The sequence below is a fragment of the Dysgonomonas sp. HDW5B genome (genome assembly GCF_011299335.1).
Lineage (GTDB): Bacteria > Bacteroidota > Bacteroidia > Bacteroidales > Dysgonomonadaceae > Dysgonomonas_A.
This window is the reverse complement of sequence record NZ_CP049858.1, coordinates 2524043-2548648: the sequence shown is the minus strand read 5'-3', so window position 1 is coordinate 2548648 and position 24606 is coordinate 2524043. Positions and strand designations below refer to the sequence as shown.

Below are 24606 nucleotides of genomic sequence, written 5' to 3'. Positions count from 1 at the left end.
AAATGTGTCATTAAATATTTTCTTTTACTTATAAGATCCTAGGTGTATTTTAGATATGCAGTTCGATTAAAAATTAAGGAGGATACCAATAATTGGTATCCTCCTTAATTTTTAATTGGAACTTGGTCTTATCAATCATTTTATATCGATAGTTTCTGTCTTCTGATTTTCCTTTTCAAGAATCCGGTCTACATGAGATTGCAAGTTATGCTTGCGAATCAAAGTTGTGACTTCGGGATCTAATTTAGAACGATATATTTTAGATGGATCCAATTCATATGATTTTAACAAATGACTTACTGCCTCCCGTTCTTTCTGCATACGGCTGCAAAGAATGGCCAGTAAATACTCGGTGTTACCTGTTGGAGTTAAATTAGTCAACAGATCGTATGCCTTACTGTTATATCCTAAACAAACTAAGCATAAAGCAGCATTGTAATCCGGATAATTAGCCAATATCTCAATTGCTTTCCAATACTCGCGGTCTTGCAACAAGCGAATTCCCTCTTCATAATCCGACCGGTATTCAATTTTCACCGTATCCGAAACTAATCCTGTACGATGCAAATCAATGACAAAATCAGCTCTTCTCAGTAACGGATAAATAGAATCCTTCATTATTCGATAGTCCGCAGGAAACTGCTTCTTAATATCCTCCTCACATTGATCGGGATATACAGCATTTGTCAACATAGTCTGAATATCTTCCTTATTTACAATATCATCTCTTTTCCTAATCTGAGCCAGTAATGTATTCCAATCTTCACCTTTATTTTTAATTTTAAACAAACTTTCAACATCTGAATCGGGTAAAGCTCCTTTCAAATAGTTTTTTACAGATAAGGCACGTTTAGAAGTCAACTCATAATTATCTTCATAATCTCCCTCCAAAGACGTTGTCACAATCAGAGTAACACTGTCAATTGTAAATTCGGGAGAATTGGTATACTTACGGTATGAGTCCAAAAATTTATCCATATTAGCTCTATTATCCTGATAATCGATTTCATAAACCGACATCGCAGATTTAGCGGTTTTATATCTCGTATATACACTTATACGATCATATAGATTTCGATGCAGCTCGGTACGTTTGCTTATCAGTGATACATCTGCCAATTGTGCCAGAGATGCTATAAAATATGAAAGAGTATCGGCACCTTGTAGCTTATATTCACTCCGGTCAATAGCTTGTATTTTACTATCCATGGTGAGACGGATTTTTTTTAATCCTTCAACTACGGGATATTCTTGTGTATAATAAAAAACAAAATTACTGCCCGATGGAATTATAGTATCCAAACGGATTTCGGCTTTATTTTCTATATAAGGAAACTTCACCATCTTTTCGAACATTTCATCTTTTCTTGTTGCTGCAAGCTCATTGAGTACTATCTCATCAAAAAAATATCTGTGCTTAGATATTTCAATAGAATCCTTTAATGTAAACACATGATTATTAATATCAGCAATCTGTCGATTTGTTTCATATAATTCCCTGTATTTCTTGGGAACCCTCATCAACTCCATTTCTTTTTTGAAAGACTCTAAGGAATCTTTGTCTCCGTGAAAACTAAAATCATCGAGATATCTGGAAATATGCTTCTTTGTCTTCCGTTCATAGTCTTTCATATACTTTGCATGTAAGCCTGTTGTATCTTTATTCTCCACCATATTTCGCACAGTATGGTCTATGGCTTTACGGGCATAACGGTGATATTGCTCAGTTTTATATCTGATTTTCATAGCATCCATGTAAGCATCCTCTTCCTCACGTTTAGTTTTCCACTTCTCATAATCCATCTGCTCTTTCATATCTTTTTTATAGATATTAAAATAATACTCCTGACGTTTCCTTATGTCTCTTGAGATATTATCTCTATCCAGATAGATGCTGTCATATTGCGACTTATCAACAATAGATTTCAGGAATTTATCATAGTCATCATAGTCTTGTTTTTGCTTATCGACGAACCCTCGCCCATTGAGGATTACTTTCTGCAAAGAAACTACCGAATCGTTATGCAGAAGTTTAGGATTCAAAACTAAACGCCAGTTATCTGATAGTATTTCTTTAGGTACAATGATTTTAAAATCGACATTTATACGCCCGTCACGTTCTGCTGTAAAACGTCCCTGAGCTTTCACTTCCACTTCGGGCAAGCGATAAACAGCACTTGTATCTAATTTATTTTGACCATCTTTAAGAGCAACCTCTCCATTTATACCACTTGAACCTGAGTTTCTAAAAGTAACCCTTTCTGAAGCAATAGAAGACTTGCTTTTATTGTTCATCTGATCATCAGGAAGTACTATATTGGCACGTTTTGTTTGCATAAATAAATTCTGTGTCATAAACTTATGATCTGATGTAGAGCAAGAAGATGCAATCAAAAGAACGATCACGAGAATAGCTAATGATCTCTGGAAAGAGATTTTATTTAATAACTTTATAAAAAGGGTAAATCGGATAAATAAATCGGACAATTTCATTTTTCTTATTTTAAGGTCTCTGACCCATTTGTTAATATGATACATTATTGTGTGTTTAAACAAGCCATGCTAACTTCTCAGTCGGCATGGCTCTACCTAGGATAAACTCTAAATTACCCTACTCTTCACTACTTGATCTTATTTTTCAGCACAATATATTATGCTATATCTTTATATATGACCAATATCTTATGAATTGATAAGTATTGGCTTTGGTTCATGTTTCGAAGCATCACTCATTCTACAATTTCCGAAGAAATTAGCTCCGGCTTCAATATCGATACTTACAGCTGTAATGTCACCGTCATAGTAAGATGAGGATTTAAGCATAATTATATCATGTACAACTATATTGCCATTAACTTTACCCATCAGCTCGATACTTTCGCTTTCGATATTGCCGGTAACACAACCTGTGGGTCCTACTATTACTTTTCCTTCACAATATATATTGCCATCTACAGTCCCATCAATTCGTAAATCATCCTTCGTGTTTATTTCTCCGGAAAGAGTTAACCCTTGAGAAAGGACACTGTATGTGCGATCTGCCAGTATTGTTTCTGTTTTTGCTTTTTTATTAAACATTATTCTAACATTATAATTTTACTTCTTTTTACTTAAAACATGTATCCTGCCGAAAGCCCCCATCTACGATTTTTCGATGATATAACCTGATCTCCGAAATTTATTTCGCTCTTTGTAAATCCATGATTGTAATTAATTAATATCTGAATATTTTTAGTCAGATAAGAACCGATTCCCACACTAAACCCGGTATCAAAACGATCGGAATTATTTTTGAAATCCAGTGAATGTGAAGTATCTCCATCCTTTACTCGCCCTGATAAGACATAGGAGGAATATAGGCCTGCTTGAATATACTGTTTAACTATAAGCAAATTAAACTCCTTTCTCACATTCACTGGTACCTCAATAGTGTTAGTTATAAAGTTGTAGGTAAGCCCGCTATTATTTCCGTAATCTTGTTTCAATGCAAACCCTTGATTCGAGAACAACAACTCTGCATTTATTTTCCAGCCGGCAAATGGCAAATTAAAATCCGATATCGCACCTATATTAAATCCGACGTATGACTTTGTATCAATCCCATTTAATTCGACTTGTGTATTACTTAAGTTCACACCTGCTCTTACGCCTAATTCTTGTGCATTGACAGAGCTTAAAGAGATCAATATGACTAAAAGTAAAAGAGTTTTAATTTTCATAACTATAGTTTGTATGTTCATTATATTCATTCATTTCTTTCAATGGGTTAATTAATGGCAAAAACCGATCTTTCCAATGTAAAAAGCCTTTGCAGGTTGTACTGCATTTTATAACCATCCGATTTTCTGATTCTTCAAGAATAGTTAGATGAGGATTCTCCATGCTATGAATCCTTTTCAGCAATACAGCAATAAGCATCACATTTTCTATCCTTGAATCTTTTACTTTAAAAAGACCATCAACACAACAGATCGAAAACATATAAAATGCCGAACGTTCGTATGCATACCAATATTCATCCTCTTTATATAGGTAGATCTGATTATCATTATACTTTTCGTTTTTCAAAATCTGTTGTATATTTTCCATGAACCTGTTTTTATTTATTTTTTACGAAACACGAGTAACAATACTCAATAAGATTAAACTATGTTATTCTACAAAACATATTAAGGGTTTAAAACAAGCTAAGATATTGTTTCACTGTAATTTTCCGGGTTAAGCTACCGGCTCTGACCGTAATAGTTCCTGTACGATTATATGTCGGCAGTTCAATAGCAGCAAATGTGCCTGTTATTGTCCTACGATTTCCTGAACCCGTAAGTACCAGATTTGTTAACCATGCAACATCGACCGTAACTGTTACAGTTGCTGCTGTATTAGTATTCAATACGGTTCCAATAGTAGCTGAGCCACTGTCATATATTGTAAATGGTGACGAAACCCCTAATTCATGTTTCCCATCTGCAATCATATCCACAATATCATTGTCATTGTCAATAATATCTGTGAAAATATTTGCAGAGTAGTCTGCTGTTATAGCTTTCTCGAGAGAGTCATAGCCTGCACCAAATACTTTGTTAATCTGAATAAGGTAACGGTGATTGCGAACAATATGAATAACTTGCCCTGTATTATTCTTCAGCCAAACCTTATAATACCCATCAATGCCTTTATATTTAGCTCTGATAATTACAGACAAACCTGTATTATCCAGAATGTTTGTCCTTTCATACAAATATAAGTCGGGAGTGGTACTACCTGCTGCATATGACCAAACACCCGTTCCTGAAGTATTTACATAGTCAATATAACTTGAGCCGGCAATAAGACTTACAGCTGATGGCGTTGTAGCGGGAACCGTATAAGCCGTAGGAGCAACTCTCGCCTGATTAGAACTCTTCAGAATTGTAAAACCTGTAAGAGTAAAATCATTCAGACCATTGTTTGCATTACCTGGAATACATTCAACAGAGACAGCTGCAGCTGTTCTAAGCATATTTATTGTTCCCAGAGTAGTATTTGAGGCTATACTTGGTGAAGAAACTCTTCCCCACATAACCAGAGGTAATTGTGGAGATGTTAGTGCAACCAAAGTAGTAGTCTTTAGAGAAGGGATAGCAACACTTTCCAACATATTAGTTGTAACAGAGCTAAAGTTTACAATATCAGCATCATTTTCGTTTCTGCCATTGGCAATAATATGAAAAGTACGCGATAAAGATGTCGCTTTCATTCTAAGACTAAAAGTTTTCGTATTTCCAGATCCTGAAATATTATTGACCTTCACTCTTTCTATAAATTGATTGTTCTCATTAAATATCAAGAGATCAATACATCGAACCAAATTATCATTATAAGACCTTAAACCCGAAGTAACCAATTGATTTTCTGGAATCTCCAGAACAAGTTTAAGTTCAACATCTCCTTCTTGCATTATGTCCGAATCCTCAGACATACCACACGAAGTGGCTGTCAGTAGGAATAGGATATATATTATTAGTTGTTTCATTCGAATAAATTATTTATTGTTTACGATATTTAGATAACCTTTCTTCACATTCCTCTTTTGTCTCTCCAGGCAAAGGATCTAAAGACACACCAGCAGGATAAACTATCTGATTAGTAAAAGACCTCAAATTATTTGTATTCAATGTAAATGTTGCAGTATTCTTCATTTTGTCATATCTAACAGTACCAATCTTCGTATATGATGTTCTAAATGCACCTGCGCCTTTCTCTGTTATAATATTAACATTTTCTATTGTTTCTTGGTATACTTGCACACCTCCAGAATTCGCATAATCATATGTATTTACTCTACTCATCGTTCCGCCTTTATATAATGTGATCTCAACATTAATTGCTCGTGGTTTTATACCTGATGTATACCAAGTCGAATAAAGATCTACATTAAAATATCGAGGTAGTTCATTATATATAATAGTATTACACAAATTATACATATTAACGAAAGCACATTCATACCCACTTGAAGTATTATCCCCCCCCCATTCTAATATATCATATCCTTGATATTTAACTGGCACACCGGCTTGATTACTTCCAGACATACTCCATCCGACAGGCTTTAAGTCAAGCCCCGTTACACTCGTACTTGTTAGTTCTGTGGCAGTATCAACATCCCAACCACTCACGCCACTTGGTTTAGCTCCCCATAAATATCTAATTACCAAATAATCAAACTCTGGAAATCTAACATATTTAGCCGATTGATTTATCTTAATTTCTTTAGTATAGTTTAAATCATTAACATGGGCTATAATAATAGAACCTGTACGATCCAATTCATTAGGCTCTGACCCAGCAGTAAAGTGTAGTTCACCTCCGATATTAGAAGCCGATGTTATCCAGTTTGATTTAGACTTAACAACCCAGTTAGCATCACCTCCATATGCAGCCAGATCCGATTCTGTAAATGTACCCCCATCACCTGGTATGCCGATCTCTTCTCCTGTTACAGACAATCTTAAGTTACAAACCTTCACTTCATCGTACTCTAAAGTACTCTTATTTAAAAATTTATAAATTGTATTATCATAAGTACCACCTCTGGTGAATCTAAGAATTTGATTACCTGTCCCTGTAGTATAATTACAAGAAGCTATAGAAGCATCTCCATCTATCTTCATCCATGAGGAGGTAGTCGGATCAACCGTCAATGCAACATCCTTGAATGTAGGAGATTCGGAAATATAGATCGTTTTTGGATTTAATGTTATCGAACCCGTTGTAACAGCGGGAGTCTGATTCACGGTAATTACCTTTGTCAGATTCTTCACCTTAATCTTCAATGTTGTAGATCGCGGAACCGTATAGTCTGCTCCCGTAGCAATTAGTTTTATATTATTAGTAGCATCGAAAGAGGCCGTTAACCAACTTGCTCCCGATTCTAAAGAACAATCACCTGTCTCTGCATTAGTTGCATAATAAAAATCTTTACTTACTCCCATATTAAACACGGTCTCTTTCACAGTAAGGAAAGTTTGAGAGATATCTGAGATTATTGTATTTTCATCCCAAGGTAGTATATTTAATGTACCATCAATCAGTTTTGCTGATGCATCAGTTTCTCCTCCTAAAGAAGATATGTTTAGTGTTATATCATATATCGTATTACGATTTATCTTATAACCATTCTCCTGATTAATCAGTATTTTATAATAGTTTTCGGTTTTCACAGTAACATCTCCTTCCTTCTGATAAGGAATTTGCAGTACGACAAAAGTTGCATCCCTTTCCACATCATAAGTCGTTCGTAAATTCTCATTGATATAAGAATGAACTGTTGATTTCGTTGTACCAACTCCTCTCTCCGAAGGTGTTACTGTTTTGAAATCATAAGATATATAATTGGCTGTAGTAGGGCTAGATAAAGCTGAAACAATATAAGAACGGTCTGCAACATTAGCCATCTTAACCGATAGATTTTGATTCGCAGGAGCCAGTAAGTACTTAACTCCTCCAAAAGTAAAATCGGTTGTATTAACAGTCATATTTACTTTAGCTACATTACGCACCAAAGAGATAGAAGCTCTAACGTCGGTTATAAAATTATGATCCTTCTTAACGCCATGCATCAAAAGTGGTTTATCCGCATCAGGCTCCGCAATCTCTGCCGCAATAGCATCGGTTATTACAGCCTCCAGACTACTCTCGTTAGTAACAGAAGCCAATTTATTTGCTGCTATATTACTAACTATATGTATGTTTCTCGATTTATCCAGATCTGATAATATTACAGAATTGAGTACCATGATCACCTGATCACTAACCCATCTGCTCATATCAATATCGCCAGACGCACCTGTATAAGGTACATCTATTCGAATAGAAAACTCTTTATTTCCTGTGGCACTTTCAAATATAAAAAGTGAAAGATTAGTAACCAGAGTTTCTTCATCGGTAGCTGTGCTTCTTAACTCAGGTGTGTTAACCGAAGGCAATTGCAAAGCAATCTGCACTTTACCGTCAATGGGTTTTGAACTTCCCAATTCATCCTGCTCCTTCGCACAAGAAGGGAGAAAGAGTATTATCAGAAAAAAAGTTATTATTTTGATATATTTATTCTTTATTCTAAAGTACATGAGCTAACGTTTTAGGGTATTAATATTGTTAAACCGGTGATATCATATTGCTCTTTAGAACCATCTAAACCCGAAATGAAAAGATTCAACTTAGTAGAAAGAGCAGCTCCTGCAGTTTTACGTCTTACCTGAATGTTAACAGGAGAAACTGTTTTTTGTCCGAATGTTACACTTTCATCGACAAACTCAAAATTTGTAGGATCTTCGAGTGTTACCCACCAATTTCGTTCTTGCTTCATATTCATGGCATAAGTAGCTATATACCCCGAGTTGCCCGAAAGCGTCATAGTATACAGATCTATGTTATTGGTAGAATATACAGTCGCCCAATCTTTAACATCAACCTTTACTTCAATTCCTCCTTTAGCGATGAGACTTATTTCCAGAATTTTATTATCCTGTGGAACAATAGGTATTTCTACTTCATTTATATAATCTGTTCCTCCGGCAGTTATAAGTTTTACGCCCACAGAAATTTTGTGTGTACTTATATCTCCAGCCGATAACGATTTATGCGCAGGAATAATAAAATCAATAGTATCACTTTGCTGATGTCCCGCCTGATCTTCAGATTCATGAAATGTCGCTGCTTTCGTCATAGGAATACTGGTCGTAGTAGGATTTGTTTTATTGGGGTATAAACCTCCACTCCATGACAAACTTGTGGGAACGTTGATCAATGAGAAAGTATGCCCTCCACCTAATTTAAATCCGACACCGTCTTTTAGTACTAGTCGCACTTTAGCAACATTACGATCTAAAACAGCTGTAGCTTCATGAGACTGATCCTTTACAATGGTTAACCCATCAATTAAAGCTGTACGAATCTCGGGTACATCAGGCAATAATCCTCCCGAAGGCTGAGTTACCCACATAGGCATATCGGATTTGGCAAATGTAAATTGGGGGGCTTTTAAAAGAGAACGGATATCCATTTCATTGCAGCCGACCAACACAAAATTCCATTTCCCGACAAGCATATCCATCTTAAGATATTCCTGGGTACGTTCGATATTCAATGGCATATGATTGAAGTAATCCAAATTTGGAGACTGTCCGTTAAAAGCATACAGTTCGGAGTACTGCCTGATATTTTCCGATACTCCAGCAACCCTCAACTGAATACCATTCTTTACAATTTCATTATCAGCTATGACCTCTTCGTTACTACAGGATGAGTAACCCAGAAGCAGACTGAAAGCCAGAGCTGCATATTTTACTTTTGCGTGCATGTTTATATATTTTTATCTAGGAATAAGCCTTATAACCGTTTTACACGATAAACTAAATTCCAAATTTCAATCACCTAATTATATTCAATACGTATGTCACCTTAACCTTATCAACCCAAGGAGAAAACTAGTTGGCATTGATCTTCTTAGAAACTATCTGCCTTAGTGATGTCTTTACTTTTACAATATAAGCCCCTTGGTTCAAGACCAAATCTTTATTATAAACTGTAGGAGCACCCACCAACTTACCACTGTTATGTAAACGCCTCCCTTGTAAATCATATACATCAATTTCAGTCAAACCATCTTCACAACGCACCTCTAATTGCTTTTTAGCGTAAATAACCGTAATCAAACCTTCATCTCCAGTTTCATCTATAATACCTGATGTTGAGGATGCCAATCGGAGTGAAAAACGATCTGTATCAGCATACTGTTTTTTCGGATCCGTCTCACGTTGATTAAAACTATACACATTTTTAGCCGTAAGATCCTGTTCTATCTTCAAATGCTTATCAACCAATATGGGAGTCAAACCCGTTGCATAAGTAAATGAACTTACATTATCAAATTCCAAGCTCAAGAGATCCTTCTGATTCGAACTCTTAACCCCGATGCCAATTTCATTTTGCCCCTTAGATAAAAACTCGATAAGGCTATATTCTTGATCTGGTGATATTATGAAAGCTTCGCTTACAGCATGACTATCCGGATAAACCATTTTACGCACACCAACCGATTCATTTTGTTGATTCACATTCAGTATCGCATAATCCGATCCGGCAAGATTGCCGCTTTTAGACCTGAACGATAAAGCATTCAATGATCTAATATTATTAGTTGCAGCATCAGTAAGATTGCCGGTCAAAGCATAATTTCCTTCCAAGGGATAAACAATGTCTGCACTAGTTAAGCCATCGGCTAATGTTATCACAAAGGCTTGTAAAGCAGAAATTTTATTTTCCAACTTATATTCTGTTCGTGCCCATACCTGATTGGTTGGCGTTAATAAGTAGTAACCGGCATCTTCGTTCAAGACACTCCTATTCGCCTCAAAAAACAATCGGCTATTTATAGATGCCATAAAAGGATTACCAATCATAACAGTATTAGAAGTACTAGCTCCAGAAGTGACGTGCTGACTATAAGCCGGTACATTTTCTCCCTGGACATTTATATTAGGAGCCTTCTTGGTTATATTGTCCTCATATACGAACCTATATGCTTCGTCAGAACGTGACATTACTCCTATAGGAGATGCCAACTGTTTTAATGTTTTCTCATTAAAATAATAAAAACGACTTTCTTTCCGAATCGAATTGTATGTATGCCCCGGATGGTAAGTCAATACATTGCTATTCTCGAAATATGGTATTTCCAATATACCTTTCAAACCTTCGAGGTTAGTATGATCATTATAACCAATGTTTGGAGTATAACAAGCCACTTTTACAGCCAAAGCATTATTCGTAGTTGATAAATCAATATCGTTAGATGCAAATGGAGTGCTAAAATCTCCCGAAACAAGATTCCCACTCAAGGGGTGTGGCGCATTATACAATGACTGCCAAGTTAATGGATATCCCGCTAATGCAAAGTCGCCGGATGCCATCTTCTTTAATGGTGCAGCCAACATATACCACTTATCCCTGGTAATCATCGAACAAGCACTACCGTCAAAATTATTTTGGGGTTGTTCTGTATTATTTCCAGCATAGTATCCCCAATTATATTGTATATACGCCTTATTATAAGTTAACAAATGCTGATAGGCAAGTTCTCCTCCAAAATGAAAAATGATCTTGTCGGCAACAGGATTTCCATATCCTTCTCTGAAAGTATACAAAGGATCTAAAGATGGATAAGATAATAAACCTCCGGGAATATGCACTTCTGTACATTGAGAAGGAATTACAGTTACTGAGCTACCTGAAGGAGTTCCCCAATTTTCCGGATTATTCCAGTTATGATCATTAGCAGTACCTTTCCAATATAGCACCGGCAATGATAATATAAAAGGATCGCTGGGAGTAGACGGGCATGCTCCTTTAGGAGTAACAATTACAGAGTAAATTCCGGGACTTGTTGCCGTATAAGTCCTATTTACCGCTCCCGATACAATAGCCTTATCTTTGTACCATTGATAAGATGGTAATGCAACTGTAGTCTGAGCTGTCAGAACTGTTGATGCACCTGTTAATACACATGCACCTGTTATAGTAGGAGTTTCGGCAACCGGCAATACTCGGTTTATCTCTACCGAACTTTGCAACTCGCACAAACCATTATTAATAACAACTGTATAAATTCCCATATCAGATTGCTGTGCCGACTCTATATTATAAACAGGTCCTGTAGCATCGTCTATTACGTCACCATTCTTAAGCCATTTATAAGAATTTACAGGTCCAACCGAAAGAACCGAGAGCTGAACAGGTTTAGTTTCGCAAACCGTAGTCTCATCAATAGAACCTATTAATGCTACAAACTGATCGTTTCCACTATAAATACTTAAGTTCTGAGATGTAACTGATCCGCAATTATCGACAATCTGTACTTTAAAGCGTCCGGAGATCAGATTCTCAAACACATTTGAATTTTGCCATGCTGAATAAGTATTATCATCTGCATCTTCTCTTTTAAAACGATATCGAAACGGAGGACGACTTCCATTCGCTGTTATGGTCAATTTTCCAATATTCTCTTCTCCACCGCAAGTAATACCTCCAGAGAGAGGTATATTCACAGTAGGAGATATATAATCGGGTAAAATCAACTCTTGTTCTTTATAATAGCACCTTGTTGCTGTTGTCGAATGGTTGTAATAAGCATAATACTGCACCTTATATTTACCTGCACCTAAACCACTTATGCTCGCGGTATAATTACTGTAAGCATAAGTTGAATATGTTGCATTTGTTACGGTATTGGTTATCAACATATAATACATATAAGGAGAACTTGTTGTCGTATAGGGGACTCCAGACATATTAAGAAAATACCCTTTACCTGAAACAGTATATTGACCACAAACAGCAGCAGTGGTATATGTTGGCTCATCAGCACCGAAACCTGTTACCACTTTGGTAAGCGTTACGGTTTTGGTCTCTTGACGGCATCCATAATCTATTTTTATTTGATAAACACCATAAGGAAGGTCAGACCACAAAATCAGATAAGAAGAACTGGCGTTTTGTGCTGCTGTTATAGTAATAGGATCTCTGGTTACAGGACCAGATTCGATAGAATATGTTATTTCATGAGCTCTATTTAATGTATAAGAAGTTGTTGGCACAGAATAATATGCATAAATTGCAGTAGTATTAAAATCGCAAGTACGGCCAAAATTATAACCATAATAGTTCGAACTATTAATAGCAGGATTAACCGTCGCAGTCATATATCCTGTCAAAGATGGAGATATAGTCGTAACAGATAATGTTTTTACCACTGTATTATTTGATTTTACAACTATGTTATAAGATGTTGCCGGAGAGAGACCCTTTATATCGTAAAAGGTTCCTCCCGCCCATGTATAAGTTTGGGTTGTCCCCCCCGACTGAGGGGTAACCTCTACTGAAAAATTATCGCAAACATAGTTTGAAACCCCTGTAGTTGACAGAGATAAACGAACAACAGCTTCAGTAGGTAAATTACAATAATCGTTATATACAAGATAATTGGCATATGAAAAATTCATCGTTACACTTGGCAGTGTATAGGCCGGAGATACAACTGTAGCCCCTGTACAAGGATGTTGGGCTAGAATTCGGTATTGCCCGGGATTGGTTGGATCATATCCGGTAATAGGAAAATTTATAGAATAAAAAGATGTGTTCCAAGCAGAATAGTTTCCAGAATAAGCAGGATATTCAATACAATACTTGATTGCATTATAATATGCCATAGATAGTGCCGTGCTTCCATTAATCTTAAAACTTGAGGAATAATATCCATATACATAAATTTTGTCACAAGCTCCATTACCATAATAACCAGAACTATAAGGCGTAAAATCAAGAGATGTAAATTCAACACTTTTCAAAGGGGCTCCACTTGATGTTACAGCAATTGTGGATGTTGTTATACGTAATTCGCCGCAAGCATCTTCTACTTCCGCATAATACTGTCCCGTACTCAAACCACTAATTGTCAATGCTGTAGAAATTGTACTATGCTCGCGTTCCATAGCTACGTCATTGGTCGTTGTATTCCTTATTCTATAACGATAGGGACTCTTTCCTCCGACTACACTAATAGTTAGACTGCCATTATCTGCACAATATTGGCTTGAAGCCATACTAGCAGTAGGAACATTCATGGTAAATGCTTTATAGGTAGTAGTTATTGTAGCACTTGCAGTAACGGGAGTCGCCCCGGTAGACTGATCATACACTGATACAGTATATGTTCCGGCAGGCAAATCGTTAAATACATTGGATGTTTGATTAACAATTTCGTAAATCTCATTATTATTACCTCTTAACCCATAAGAAGCTGTACCTGTTACATTAGTGGCTGTTACCGTAATCACACCATTTGCCAAACAAGTACCTGCCGTTACTCTTACTGTAACCGAAGGTGTTGCCCAAAGTAATATAGGACATAAAACAAAGAGGAATAAAACTATAAATTTATGTAAAACATTATTCATTTTCATCGAAAGTGTGTTGGTATATTATTTAGAGAAAAAATATCAATTAAAAATATCAGTCTGGTCTATATATGGTTCCCATTCCTTAGCAGTTACTTTTACATCGAGATTTGTATCCGGCTCACCCTTAAATGTTAAGTTAATCTCTATTATACCGTTTGGTAGCGGAATAAAAGGAATATCTGTAGAAGGAATACTAACAGGACTTTGTCCATAAAACGGTAAACCATTCATGGGCATACTCACTTTTAATCGTATTTTATTAGCAGTTAGAGGATCAAATGTTTGTGCCTCTATATCAGCGGGTATAATAAATTCAATTGCAGCAGCTTTTCCCTCTGCATCAAACACGAAGTATTCACGCAAAGGTTTAGTAGAAATTTCAGAAAGAGCCAAGGATAATTTGCCATTCCAGAGTAAAGTAGTAGGCACGTCAAGCAATTCCGCATAAGCATAAGCATGGCTTCCGTTTACTTCATCAAAGCCTCCATATTCTTTTAAAATAATCCGAATCATTGCTACATTCCTATTAAGTAATGCATCTTTCTGAGTAGTTGTATTTGCTGCTATAACGGTTGGCATTAAAGAAGCATAACGCAATTCGGGAGTTTGTTCCAGAAATTCGCCTCCTGCTTTTAAGCCTGTTCTCCACATTGGCGATAGATGCATGGCTCCGTTATATTCAGGAAGAATTATTTTTCCTGAAATATCCGATTTACAACTCAACAAAACTAAGTTCCAGATACCGGTAGGGCCTACTTCCATATCTGTGGATAGAATATCTCCCGATTGCCTTACATTTAGCTGTCTATGATGAAAATTAGCATTAGCATCAAAGACATATAGTAAAGCATTATTTATAATCTCTATTGGAGCCGATCTTAGGTCTAAAGTAATATTAGATTTTTCTCCAACCGTTTCATCCGTATCTCCATTACATGCCTGTAAAAAGAAGAGTGATACAACACATAAGCTCATTAGACTCTTCTGACACTTAATATATTTTCTTATTAGTTTATACATACTATAAATCACTTGTAAATATTACTAGTCCAGGAAAAGAGGTTTCTCCCTATTGTTTCTTCAACCTCGATAGAAGGAACAGATATTCTCTTCAGAGTTGATGCAGATCTTAATTCTTCGATTGTATTTTCATCATAAAAAACACCTAAATTTCTTATCACGGCTGTTATACCATATTGATAATTACGTCTTATATAATTATGGCTTGCTCCATTTGCAATACCATTGGCATTAATCACTACTGGATAATAATATTTGACAGTTTTAGCCTTACCATCAAGGGTACTTATAAAATCGTATCTCACACTGATTACAAAGTATGTGGGAGCTTGAGCATCATTCTCGAAAACATAAAACCATAAAGGAGAATGATTAGACTCGATATCATAACTTGATGAATTTATAGGTTCCTCTAAATACTCTGTAAATATGCTACCTGTAGAAATATTAGAAAAAGAATTCTGTAAGAAGCGATATCCATTGTTGTTTCCATGTCCAAAGTTTCCGGCTAAGGGAATATTATCTTTTGATACAAAATAAGATGCTGTTTTAGCATTCAAAAGAAATATAGAATCAAGTGCATATTCATAAACATTTGTTGGATAACCTGCCTCAAATTGAAGTTGAGAAGGCAAAGCAAATGTTATCTTCTTAAATGCAACTCTAGCAACCAAACGCTCTAAATAAAACGGATTCATTCCATTGAGCACATAACCATCCGAAACTCCGTCGGGACGTCCTCCATTTGCAGTATATCCTAAATATTGTTGCTCATCTTGGGCACTGCAAACTACTTGATTATAGCCACACATAGTCAGATTTGTTTTCCAATCAGATGGAGCTACCCCACCAATAGGTAAATCGGGATCTTCGGTATTTGTTTCACCCAAGTTGGCATATTGTCCTTGGGTCGACAAATTCTCATATGCATTCTTAAAGTCTGTAATGGTTGAAACTCCAATGTTTGAGATACTACTAAAATAATCATCAGGAGCATTGGCTACTACATATATTTCACGTGTGCCAGCAGTTAAGGCAACGCCTTTGACTTCATCGATTTCTTCATATCCCGTACCTGTTAACACATCAATTTTGCGAGGAATTGATTTATATCCATCAAGTACACCATTATCTGATTTGAAAACTAAAACGACCAAACTATAGATCTTACTTTCTGCCGAATTATCGGGCGTTCCGGTCGAACGTATCTCATTCTCACTAGTTTCTTCTTTATCTGAGGGACTTAATGAGATTGCCAAATATATTTTATCTTTTCCCTCATTAATATCACTATCCATAACATATTCATTCGAACATGAGAAGATACATATTGTAATTATCAGAGGGACCAATATGGTTTCTAGATATCTTTTTATTTTATTCTTTGTCATTATTTGTTCGCACCCTATAATTGAAACTAAATTGATTTGTTATTTCCGCATACATCTTCATAAGTCCGATACTTATACTTAGTATAGAAAGTCAATCAATTACTACTATTGAAAAGTATAGTGGACATTACACCAAGAGATTTTAGCTTTTTTATCCTTCAGGAGAGACATCGAAGATATCCCTGCATAGGCAAAAGCACCGGAAAAAGTCTCCTCATTATTTTTTATTCTTAGTTTATCAGATCCATACAATTTCTCAACTCTGGTGAGTCCTTTCACTACAACAAGCTTATTTCTATCTCCATAAGCAAAAGTCACCCATTCACCTTGCTGAGTATCGTAAACTTTTAAAATTCCTTTTTCGAATCGATACTCATAGGTATACCGCTCAGGCATAAAACAGAGTTTTGAATCATTAATAAAAACCAACATAGAATGTTCAAAATAAGAATCTTCGACACCTATATAATCGACCCATAGTTTTTTAGGATCCAGTCCTGATGTTTCTAACTCTACAGCTCCTTTTTTTGAGCCGGCAAACATTTTAAACTCTTTTATCTGGCAATGTCTGAAAGATAGAACCAAGGGTAAAATATTTTTTCTCATATTATTTCTCTTATTCTAAAGTTCGATTCGAAAAAGGATATTTATTTAAGGACGTATCAGACCATGGTGATCCGAACGCTTAGTCATCACTTTCATCACCGGTGTCTTTGTCAGAATATGATGAGACACCATGTGATGAGAAAGTAAATGTTTAGTCATTAATAGTAAAGCCTGCATATTTTCCATCTGATGAAATATTTATTTGAGGCGCATTAGCCGGTGTTATCACTGAATCCAGACCAACAACCAATTTCTTAGCACCCAGTTTGTCTTTATCAAAAAGAATAATACCATTTAAGTTTACAGCACTTCTGTTTCCATCACCCCAAATACGCAAGTCATGAAGATTGGTGAAAACAAAGTCTTTACCTTCAGCAGCAGTTGTCTCAGCAGCTACAGAGGACGAGATAGTTATATCACCACCTGTTGCATTTGTTAATAATGCTCCGTCAGATGCTCTCAATAAAGAGATACGGAAGAAACCTGATACAATATTATTCATACGACCATGATCACCCAATGATGTAACAGCAAGCATTGCAGGTTGATCTATAACTGTACCTGAACAACTTAGCAATGAGCTTTCGAAGCCTACGTTTGCATCGCTGATAGCATGTACCTTATTGAAGTCTACAATTACAGTTTTAGGTAATTCGTATCGAGTGTCACTTAGCGTTTTCACATTGAATTGTCCGGTTTTCGAACCATTAGCAATAGTCAAGCGAGGAGTTATGCCCATATCAAAATCAAGAGCATCTGCCGTTCCTTTTCCATAGCTACCATCTATCACAATATCCGAACCTGTTGCATTTACCAGAGACTCACCGTTTGTTTTGAAGATTCCTAATTCATAAACGATGTCCCTTTCATCTTCAAGACCATCTCTTGTATTTACGAGTTTCACGACCACTTCCTGATCTTCAATAGTAGCTGTTCCTTTAGGTTTTACTAAGTAACTTTTACTAATATTAGCAAGATACATCTCAAACAATTTACGTCCTTCCACTAAATTGTTTGCTTTAATCGGAACCTCTACATCTTGTTTGATCATATATTTAGCTGCTCCATCATTAGAAGGAACAAAAGATAAACTTCCTTTTATTGGAGAATAGTTATTAGCTTCTGTGGCTGTACCTTCCTTCGTAAAATACTCTACTGTTACAGGAACCGGAACGCCCTGATCTGTTGTTGAATATCCCGTTAGAGTTACCGTAAACAAAGCTGTGGTATAACCATTTACCGGCTTATTTATTTTGACATCCGAAACATAAACACCGTGACCGAGTTTTACCAAACGATTATTCATGTCTTTCAGAAGAACATCACCATTTGAAGTGAAGTTAATTTCATTGAATGATTTCTTAGAATCTTCAACAGCATAACGATCAAATAATAAATCTCCCATATTGGAAACCATACAAATACGACCCGAAGAAGTACTTGCCAAGAATATGCCATTAGGGCTTAGTTGTGCTTTATTAAAGTTACCATCTGTTGCTTTCTGGTATATTTGACGTCCGTCTTTAGCTAACCCGATAATTGTACCTCTCGCTCTGTCGTTATCAAAACCTACGATCACCGATTCGCCTGATACCGCATCTATTCCCATACCGGAGATACTTTCCTTCATTACATACTTTTGCAGGTCGGTTCCATCATTACGCAATAGCGAATAATAGCTTTTGTCACTGCCATTTCCTCCTACAAGAATATTTCCATTATTGGCTAAATACAAATGCTCTAAAGATGATAATTGCGAAGCCGGTACAATTTCTTTATTGAAAACGATGTCTCCTTCGGCTCTTATTTTAAGCACTTTTCCCCCGCCTGAGTTACTGTTTCCAACAAGAAATACATGTCCGTCCTGAGCTGTTATCATTTTATTTATATGAAATCCTGCATCAGGTAAAACTGTAACGAATAAAGGTTTACCGTTACTATCAAGACGTGTAACCGATGCACCTGCTCCATCTTCGGAAGTAAAAGCAGCATATACAAATTCTGTAGAACTACCCAGTATATCAAAAGCAACACAGGTACCGCTTTCACTCGCTACATACTTATATATTGTTTTTCCGGCAGCATCTATTTTTCCAACCATTCCTGCCTTAACACTTAAGGGAGTAGGTTCATAACCACCAAGAATCAAACTTCCGTCTTTAAGAATCTTTCCGCAGAATAATTCACTTCCTTCATTTCCCAGATAGACATCTGTAGATATATCTCCTTTATTATCTATAATTAAGGCACGACCCGAGATTTGAGCAGACCTTTTGCCTTTTGCATTAACATTTGACTGACCTATAATCAGTACTTTGTTATTTCCGGCATAATAAACATTATTAACTGAAAGAAATCCGGTGGGTAACGAACGTGAAAAACGAGTATCACCTTCTCTCTTTACCCAAGTTACTGTTGTTCTATTATTATCAGTACCTACCAAAACGGCTTCACCATCGGCAGCAGGGCATAAATGTTGATAATCTATATTTTCGCCATATGTTCTATCAAAAACCACAGGCATATACTGAGCTTTAAGTGTGTTCATCGGAAATCCAATCAATAAGGCACAAATAAGCAGGCTGCCATATATCTTTTTTCTGCACTTCATAATTATATTCATTTGTTATTTTATTATTGCTTTTATTTCAACACGTCTGGCTTTGCGATTCATCCATATTTTCTGATCCCAAACGGAAGAAGTACCATTATTATATTGCGATTCTCTTTTATGGAAAGGGGTTAACAGTTCTTGTCCATCATCTTCCATATCTTTTTTTGTAAGGAAAATCTGACCTTTACCTGCAATTTTAGTTTTTACCTTGATTCCTTTACTCATCAACCAAGAATAAACTGATTCTGCTCTTTTCTCGGATAATAAGAGATTATAACCTTCTCCTCCCATTTCGTCGGCATATCCGTCAATAATTAAAGATTCGACTTGGCTGAAATCGGTATCAGTCAGAAAATTTTGCAAGGCATCAATAGCTGTATAAGTTAATTCCGCATTATCGAAGTCGAAATACACGGTTAACATTGATTCTGTATAGTATGAGAACTTCGGAAGTTCCTCATGACGAGGAGCATTAAAATCACCACCATTCTTAATCAGATTTATTGTCCCATTCGAAATAGCATTGGCCTCCGACATTCCATATATTGAGCTACTCTTGTGCTGTAAATTATTACGATAGAAGTAGAATATATCATCCTGATGTTGTAATAATCGGTCGGAAACGATATAACCTCTGTCATTATCGATTCGAAGCATGCTAAAATCATTCAGTACCGAATTGATCGGATAATCAAAATGAATTAGACTACCTTTTGTGATCAATCCTCTTTCATAAATAATACCGTAGATATCATATCCTCCAAAACCAACATGTCCATTAGAGGCAAAAATCAACAAATCGTTATATATAGTAGGAGATATTTCGTCTCCTTCGGTATTTACTTGTGCTCCAAGATTAATAGGATCCCCCCATCTCTGAAGTTCGTCATTCCATTCGGATATATATATGTCATAGCCTCCGTATCCTCCCGGCATATCCGACGAAAAAAGGAGAAATCTATCGTTATCAAAAAGAAAAGGATGAGCGTAAGATGCTTCTTTCTTTTGAGGAAAGGCTAACTCAAATGATGACCATCCATTACGTTTGCTGTTATATTTCGAAGAATACAGCTTAGTATTAAAAGCATTAATCCCTTTTGACGAAATATCAATCTGCTCCCCCTTGTCATAAGCCACTGAAGTAACGACCATTCGGCTCATATCTTCCGAAAAAGAAAGGGGACCATTTTGTAAATCAACAGGAACCATGTGTAATAATTCACGAGATCTCTTCTTCCGACCTAATACAGCACTCATCGAAAACTCGGAGTTCTCATCCAACGAATAATACTTTGTTCGATGATAGAACTTCTTGTTGGGGTCATGGAATTTACTATTACTGGTAGCATAAAAATACTCATCATTCATTTTTCCGATCCAGAATTCCGAAAATGGAGTATTGCCTTTATCCAGCCTTTCGACAATGAATTCGGGAACACCTACAGGCATAAATCCGTCCTCAAAATCAAGAGCATGAACTATATTCAGATAACGCTGATCTTTATTATAGACATCACGATAAGCATAGTTCCGGGCAATTTTAATAGCCTCGATCTTTGCTCCTGAGTATCGTAGAGCATCCAAATAATTACAGATATCGGAAGCACTAAATAAGTCTTCATTTAGCAACATTGCCTTCTCATAATGAGGTATTGAAGCTGTGTAATTCAACAGACTAAGATACAACCTTGCAGTTTTCAGATGAAGTAATGCATTATAAGTATCACTTGCTTTTTTAGTGAGAGCCGATTCATATAATTTCATCGCCTGCTCAAACTCTTGTCTGACAAATTTTCGGTCAGCCTTTACCTCTGTTTTTCTGGCTTTATTGTCTTGCTTGCTTTGTTGTTTATCTTTAGGATATACATGCAGCGACATCGCAGCTAAGAGAGACAAAGTCAAAAAGCTGATTTTCATTTTTCTATTTATCATTATTTTTGATATTATCTGAATATGTTATAAACTAGATGAACCCCAAATTTTGTAGGTCCGATATAAGCTTTTGTCTTTTTTCGTTCTATTGGATAATGAGCAAATTCTCCTCCTAATTCGTGTTTATCGTATTGCATATGAGCATAGCCTAACCCAAGATTAACCTCTAACCTAAACCGGCTGGACAAATAAAATTTATATCCGGTCGAAAGTCCGGCAGAGACTCCCCATCCTTTTCTTCGGTAACTGGTTTTATCCTCGTCACTATTCTTCAGCCCAATATTAAAATTACCATACATAGCATAAGGCCCCACATAGAAACCGTCCCATAAGTCATTGGTATAATAATATTTAGGATTAATGTAATATCTCAAATCGACACTTCCGATAAGAGATCTGAAAACCTCTTCGTCCTTTTTAAAGAGATAGGGAGCCCATAGAATATCCCCATTTACAGTCAGCTGTTTTCCAACAGACCATTCTACTCCAATATTGGGAGTTCCTGTAAGTATTAAAGGGATATTTGTCTTTAGAGCTTGCGCCTGAGACGAAGGGCAATAGAAAAAACATAGTGCTAGGCAAACTAATATGTGTTGTAGAAAGCGTTTCATCTGATTAATTATATTTATTGATATTCAAATTCATCTTATACTTCTGTACCTCCACCACCGGGTGTGTTATCTTTTCCGGCTTCAATTATGGGATTCCAATCGAGTAAATCTTTTAATGTGAGCACTTTTACATTTTTGCCATCAATAGTTACCATAATAGTCTCTGCCATATGTAATACTTGAGGTTGATGATTGGCATCTGTAACTTCAACATGAAGAAAGTCTATAGGTTGGTTATTAGCATCAAAAAATGTCAACTTAAAATTGATGGGCTCTGAAGAATTTCCTTCAGCCGAAAGGTCAGGAGATGGTAAGTAATAATTCTCAAATCCAAATTCGAAATCCAAATAAGGACTTTCATATAATTTAGCAGTCAATAGCATCTTATCATTTGCATTACTGCGGGAGGAGCGAGTGTTGATAGAATCGGAGATCTGAGACAGATATTGGAATGTACCAATACCTGAAGCTAAAATCTCAACCTTCTTTATATTATTAAGTGTCAGTTTCGAATTAAAGACCTCTAGATTCTTTATAGCAAAACAAATACGTCCGACATATTTATGTTCGAACCAGGCTGTATCTGTAACTAATGGACCTGGAATACGAATAAGTGGTGATACATATTCCGATAAAATAACGGGAGGCTCTTTATAGTAACCATCCTCTGATTTTTGCAAAGTAAATTTTGCAGTATTGTAAGATTGTATTTCGGAAAAATCGACTCCGTTAATATTTGAAAAACAGTGAACAGGATGCATTCCCGGAAAAAGTTTGAAATGGAAGTTTCCCGCCATAGTTCTTGCATTGTCCTCAAAAGGATGTAAAGAATAACGATCTTTTTCCAGATCTGTATTGTAAATGAAGATTCTGACATCATCCACTTTATACGTCTCTGTTCTTCTATTTACATCAGCTTTAGGCACATATACCACATAATTTGTTTCATCTTCAAAGTAATCATAGGTGCAAGACGAGAGTAAACAAAGGCATATCAAAACAGATGACAAACAAAGTCTTATAGTATATTTATGTATATTATTCATTGCTCTTCACTTTGGTAGAATAAACTTTTTTAGTTATCTTTTGCGTAGCACCTTTAATAGCACTACGCAAAAGGAATAACCTGATAATGAATTTTATTTTATTAAATTTCTTTGTCTGTTCTTTGGATAGTAGCATTCCAGTTTTCAGGAGCACTAACTTTAATATCTAATCCTCCTACTTCTTTAATCTCTGGCCATACATCTGTACCTCTTGATTTAATAGTCAGATTCACTTCACGAATATTATTTTCAAGGAATACTTCGTTAACAATACCGCTCCAATAGATAGGTCTAGCTGTTGCTAAAGCAGTACCATTATCAAGTACATAACCTGCAGGTGCATAAGCACTAACTATTATAGAAAATTTACGAGCTTGAGAGGCATCGGCAGAAGCTGCTTTACCTTCAGCTTTTGTAGCATTTGGTAATACAAGTACATCTTGCCAAAGAGTGAAATCTGCATCAATAACAACAGGGTTAGTGTGAGTCTGATCTGTTGGATTAGCTGTTTTGAAAGTAGAAACTCCACTTGCTCCAACGATAATTCTGTTAGCATCAGATGCAGCATTAATACCTCCTGCGAATGAACCTACTTTAACTCCAAATGCAACTGGTATGTTTTGAACTGCCACTAAGTTTGTAGCCTGAGCAAAATCAACTACTTTACCTGCCTCATTTAAGAAATCAGCTTTTTTGTTGATACGGAAACGCATCATCGATACTTCACGCTTCAACAACAAAGGTGTAGCTGTTAGATCTTTAGTTTGTCCTGTAGCAATAACAACTCCTGCTTGATAAGCCATAAATACTTCTGGTGCAGAATAATAAGGAAGTCTAGCAGCAGGAACTGTGTGACCAGCTGGGAAAGCTGGCATTTTTTTCAAGTCCATCACTACAGCAGTGTTTAACTTTTTAGTACGAACAGTATAATCCCCAAGTTCAGCAATTGTACTCCAATTATCTACAGATGTAGCAACATTAGTTTTAACACTGTTTCTTATATTTGCAACTAGAGCTAAATCATAAGTACCACTAGGAATATCTAGAAAGTTAAATACTTTATCGGCTTTTGATGAAGGATCTAGCTCATACGAATAAGCAATCGTGCCATCAGTTGGATTGTACAAGAACATACGTATTTTCTCTACATTATCCCACTTAGTAATAGGAATAGCTGTTGACGAAGCAGCGGCTTTGGTTGTCGCTCCTGCGACTTCTTCGAAATCAACTGCAAATCGAATTGAGCCGGAACTTCCTTCTGAATTTGTCACTTCATCATTGTTACATGACGAAAACATTATCGCAATAGCTGCTACTGCGCTAAAAAAAAATTTCTTCATTTTTGAAAACTTTAAATTATAAATAAATTAATGTGCTATAATTGGTTAC

Annotated in this window: 17 protein-coding genes; all 17 read right to left on the bottom strand. The window is 36.1% G+C overall.

The genetic code is table 11. The features are described from left to right. Nucleotides 1–135: 135 nt before the first annotated feature. The gene (locus G7051_RS10465) at nt 136–2355 is read right to left on the bottom strand and encodes a hypothetical protein (protein ID WP_166200110.1); all 2220 of its coding nucleotides are present in this window, start codon (nt 2353–2355) and stop codon (nt 136–138) included. A gap of 327 nt (nt 2356–2682) precedes the next feature. Beyond that, nucleotides 2683–3078: a polymer-forming cytoskeletal protein gene (locus tag G7051_RS10460; RefSeq protein WP_166114780.1), complete on the bottom strand. Its 396-nt coding sequence runs from the start codon at nt 3076–3078 to the stop codon at nt 2683–2685. Between the two features lie 32 nt (nt 3079–3110). Continuing rightward, nucleotides 3111–3719, bottom strand: coding sequence for a porin family protein (locus G7051_RS10455; RefSeq protein ID WP_166200108.1), 609 nt, complete (start codon nt 3717–3719; stop codon nt 3111–3113). Then, nucleotides 3709–4089: a hypothetical protein gene (locus G7051_RS10450; RefSeq protein ID WP_166114769.1), complete on the bottom strand. Its 381-nt coding sequence runs from the start codon at nt 4087–4089 to the stop codon at nt 3709–3711. Before G7051_RS10450 ends, G7051_RS10455 begins: the two co-directional genes overlap by 11 nt. Before the next feature lie 88 nt (nt 4090–4177). Continuing rightward, complete coding sequence (locus G7051_RS10445; protein ID WP_166200106.1) at nt 4178–5512, bottom strand: hypothetical protein; 1335 nt, start codon at nt 5510–5512, stop codon at nt 4178–4180. 13 nt (nt 5513–5525) lie between these two features. Continuing rightward, nucleotides 5526–8108, bottom strand: coding sequence for a hypothetical protein (locus G7051_RS10440; protein WP_166200104.1), 2583 nt, complete (start codon nt 8106–8108; stop codon nt 5526–5528). 11 nt (nt 8109–8119) lie between these two features. Then, a complete protein-coding gene (locus tag G7051_RS10435) occupies nt 8120–9340 on the bottom strand; it encodes a FimB/Mfa2 family fimbrial subunit (RefSeq protein ID WP_166200102.1) in 1221 nt (406 codons plus the stop codon). A gap of 127 nt (nt 9341–9467) precedes the next feature. Continuing rightward, a complete protein-coding gene (locus G7051_RS10430; RefSeq protein ID WP_166200100.1) occupies nt 9468–14000 on the bottom strand; it encodes an immunoglobulin domain-containing protein in 4533 nt (1510 codons plus the stop codon). Between the two features lie 36 nt (nt 14001–14036). Then, nucleotides 14037–14972 carry a hypothetical protein gene (locus G7051_RS10425; protein WP_166200098.1) on the bottom strand — a complete coding sequence of 312 codons (936 nt, stop codon included), beginning with the start codon at nt 14970–14972 and terminating at the stop codon, nt 14037–14039. A gap of 53 nt (nt 14973–15025) precedes the next feature. Continuing rightward, nucleotides 15026–16315, bottom strand: coding sequence for a fimbrial protein (locus tag G7051_RS10420; RefSeq protein ID WP_166200096.1), 1290 nt, complete (start codon nt 16313–16315; stop codon nt 15026–15028). Between the two features lie 198 nt (nt 16316–16513). Next, on the bottom strand, nt 16514–17014 hold the full coding sequence (locus G7051_RS10415; protein ID WP_166114749.1) for a hypothetical protein: 501 nt from the start codon (nt 17012–17014) through the stop codon (nt 16514–16516). Nucleotides 17015–17059: 45 nt separating this feature from the next. Then, nucleotides 17060–17200 (bottom strand): hypothetical protein, encoded by a 141-nt coding sequence (locus G7051_RS10410; protein ID WP_166114747.1) that lies wholly within the window; start codon nt 17198–17200, stop codon nt 17060–17062. After that, nucleotides 17166–19625 carry a Calx-beta domain-containing protein gene (locus tag G7051_RS10405; RefSeq protein WP_166200094.1) on the bottom strand — a complete coding sequence of 820 codons (2460 nt, stop codon included), beginning with the start codon at nt 19623–19625 and terminating at the stop codon, nt 17166–17168. Before G7051_RS10405 ends, G7051_RS10410 begins: the two co-directional genes overlap by 35 nt. Before the next feature lie 15 nt (nt 19626–19640). Continuing rightward, entirely contained in the window at nt 19641–21560 is a 1920-nt protein-coding gene (locus G7051_RS10400; RefSeq protein WP_166200092.1) for an OmpA family protein, read from the bottom strand. A gap of 11 nt (nt 21561–21571) precedes the next feature. Continuing rightward, nucleotides 21572–22171 (bottom strand): DUF3575 domain-containing protein, encoded by a 600-nt coding sequence (locus G7051_RS10395; protein WP_166200090.1) that lies wholly within the window; start codon nt 22169–22171, stop codon nt 21572–21574. A 35-nt stretch (nt 22172–22206) separates the two neighbouring features. Beyond that, entirely contained in the window at nt 22207–23217 is a 1011-nt protein-coding gene (locus G7051_RS10390) for a hypothetical protein (protein WP_166200088.1), read from the bottom strand. Between the two features lie 101 nt (nt 23218–23318). Next, nucleotides 23319–24557, bottom strand: coding sequence for a hypothetical protein (locus G7051_RS10385; protein ID WP_166200086.1), 1239 nt, complete (start codon nt 24555–24557; stop codon nt 23319–23321). Nucleotides 24558–24606: the final 49 nt, after the last annotated feature.

Coding starts and splice junctions, on each gene's coding strand:
- G7051_RS10460 (WP_166114780.1), bottom strand. CDS start 3,078: ATGTTTAATAAAAAAGCAAAAACAGAAACAATACTGGCAGATCGCACA.
- G7051_RS10410 (WP_166114747.1), bottom strand. CDS start 17,200: ATGGAAAATATGCAGGCTTTACTATTAATGACTAAACATTTACTTTCT.
- G7051_RS10430 (WP_166200100.1), bottom strand. CDS start 14,000: ATGAAAATGAATAATGTTTTACATAAATTTATAGTTTTATTCCTCTTT.
- G7051_RS10395 (WP_166200090.1), bottom strand. CDS start 22,171: ATGAAACGCTTTCTACAACACATATTAGTTTGCCTAGCACTATGTTTT.
- G7051_RS10435 (WP_166200102.1), bottom strand. CDS start 9,340: ATGCACGCAAAAGTAAAATATGCAGCTCTGGCTTTCAGTCTGCTTCTG.
- G7051_RS10405 (WP_166200094.1), bottom strand. CDS start 19,625: ATGAAGTGCAGAAAAAAGATATATGGCAGCCTGCTTATTTGTGCCTTA.
- G7051_RS10415 (WP_166114749.1), bottom strand. CDS start 17,014: ATGAGAAAAAATATTTTACCCTTGGTTCTATCTTTCAGACATTGCCAG.
- G7051_RS10425 (WP_166200098.1), bottom strand. CDS start 14,972: ATGAGCTTATGTGTTGTATCACTCTTCTTTTTACAGGCATGTAATGGA.
- G7051_RS10445 (WP_166200106.1), bottom strand. CDS start 5,512: ATGAAACAACTAATAATATATATCCTATTCCTACTGACAGCCACTTCG.
- G7051_RS10455 (WP_166200108.1), bottom strand. CDS start 3,719: ATGAAAATTAAAACTCTTTTACTTTTAGTCATATTGATCTCTTTAAGC.
- G7051_RS10385 (WP_166200086.1), bottom strand. CDS start 24,557: ATGAAGAAATTTTTTTTTAGCGCAGTAGCAGCTATTGCGATAATGTTT.
- G7051_RS10440 (WP_166200104.1), bottom strand. CDS start 8,108: ATGTACTTTAGAATAAAGAATAAATATATCAAAATAATAACTTTTTTT.
- G7051_RS10390 (WP_166200088.1), bottom strand. CDS start 23,217: ATGAATAATATACATAAATATACTATAAGACTTTGTTTGTCATCTGTT.
- G7051_RS10420 (WP_166200096.1), bottom strand. CDS start 16,315: ATGGATAGTGATATTAATGAGGGAAAAGATAAAATATATTTGGCAATC.
- G7051_RS10450 (WP_166114769.1), bottom strand. CDS start 4,089: ATGGAAAATATACAACAGATTTTGAAAAACGAAAAGTATAATGATAAT.
- G7051_RS10400 (WP_166200092.1), bottom strand. CDS start 21,560: ATGATAAATAGAAAAATGAAAATCAGCTTTTTGACTTTGTCTCTCTTA.
- G7051_RS10465 (WP_166200110.1), bottom strand. CDS start 2,355: ATGACACAGAATTTATTTATGCAAACAAAACGTGCCAATATAGTACTT.